We start from the raw sequence: 1,164 nt of genomic DNA, 5'->3' as shown, positions 1-1,164 counted from the left end.
CCGCCACCCTCTACCGCTACGCCACCGTCGGATTCGCCCAGCTGACCGACAACCTCGGCGGCGACACCGAAGCCGCCCTCGAAGCTCTCGACCACTTCGTCGACAGCTTCGCCCTCTCCACACCCACCGGCTACCAGAACGCCTTCGCCCACCGCACCCGGCCCAGCCTCGTCGCAGTCGTCGTACGCACCGACCAGCCCGTCAACCTGGTATCCGCCTTCGAAGAACCCGTGGCGGCAGAAGCCGGCATCCAGGCGAACTCCGCCCGCCGCCTCGCCGAGGAACACATCACCGCCACACAGATCTGGGGAGACGCCCCCCTGTACAACGCAGCCAGCCACACCTTCACCACACGCGAGCCCCGCACCAAGGACACCGCCGAAACCCTCGCCCAAGCCTTCGGCGACCCCGTCACCTTCGCCGACCTGCGCACCACCCTGCGAGCCCGCATCACCACCGCCCTGGGAGCCCAGGCGTGAGCACCGCAGACCCGAACGCAGTCCTCCTTCTCCGTCTGGCCGCCCCCCTGCAGTCATGGGGCGACCGCAGCACCTTCAACCGGCGCGAAACCAGACCCGAACCCACGAAATCCGGCATCGTCGGCCTCCTCGCCGCAGCCGCCGGCCGCTCACGCAACGCCGCCCTGGACGACCTCGCCGGCCTTGCCCTCGGCATCCGCATCGACCAGCCCGGCACCCTCCTGCGCGACTACCACACCGTCAGCGACTACCGCGGCCAGCCACTGCTCTCCGCCGCCGTGACCGCCAAAGGCCGACAAAAACCCACCTCACCCGCCAAGCACACACACATCACCCAGCGGTTCTACCTCCAGGACGCCATCTTCCTCGCAGCAGTGGAAGGCCCCCAAGGCCTCATCACCACCCTCGAACACGCCGTGAGCCGCCCCGCCTTCCCCCTCGCCCTGGGCCGCCGCTCCTGTGCCCCCACACAACCCCTGTCCCTGGGTCAGCGCACCGGCCACCTCGAGGACGTGCTGCGCGCAGAGCCCTGGCAGGCCGCCGCGCCCGTACGCGCGCGATGGGGCCGCCAGAACGGCGACGCGGCCCACATCGACCTTCCCGCCACACTCGACGATCCCGCAGGAGACGAAGTCCGCGACGACGTCCCCCTCTCCTTCGCCCCCCAAGGACGGGCCTTCACCAC

Annotated in this window: 2 protein-coding genes; both read left to right on the top strand. The window is 70.2% G+C overall.

Features of this window, described 5'->3' with window-relative positions; all coding sequences use genetic code 11:
* Positions 1-479, top strand: a 479-nt coding sequence (locus tag ACFCZ1_RS38560; protein WP_376682918.1) for a type I-E CRISPR-associated protein Cas7/Cse4/CasC, incomplete at its 5' end; no start/stop codon positions are given.
* The coding region (gene cas5e / locus ACFCZ1_RS38555; protein ID WP_376682917.1) for a type I-E CRISPR-associated protein Cas5/CasD at positions 476-1,164 on the top strand (689 nt) is incomplete at its 3' end. The genes ACFCZ1_RS38560 and cas5e, both read left to right, overlap by 4 nt.

This window comes from Streptomyces sp. NPDC056224, assembly GCF_042267665.1.
In the GTDB taxonomy this organism is placed as follows: domain Bacteria; phylum Actinomycetota; class Actinomycetes; order Streptomycetales; family Streptomycetaceae; genus Streptomyces.
The sequence above is the reverse complement of the archived record's forward strand: the minus strand, read 5'-3'. Positions and strand labels throughout refer to the sequence as shown.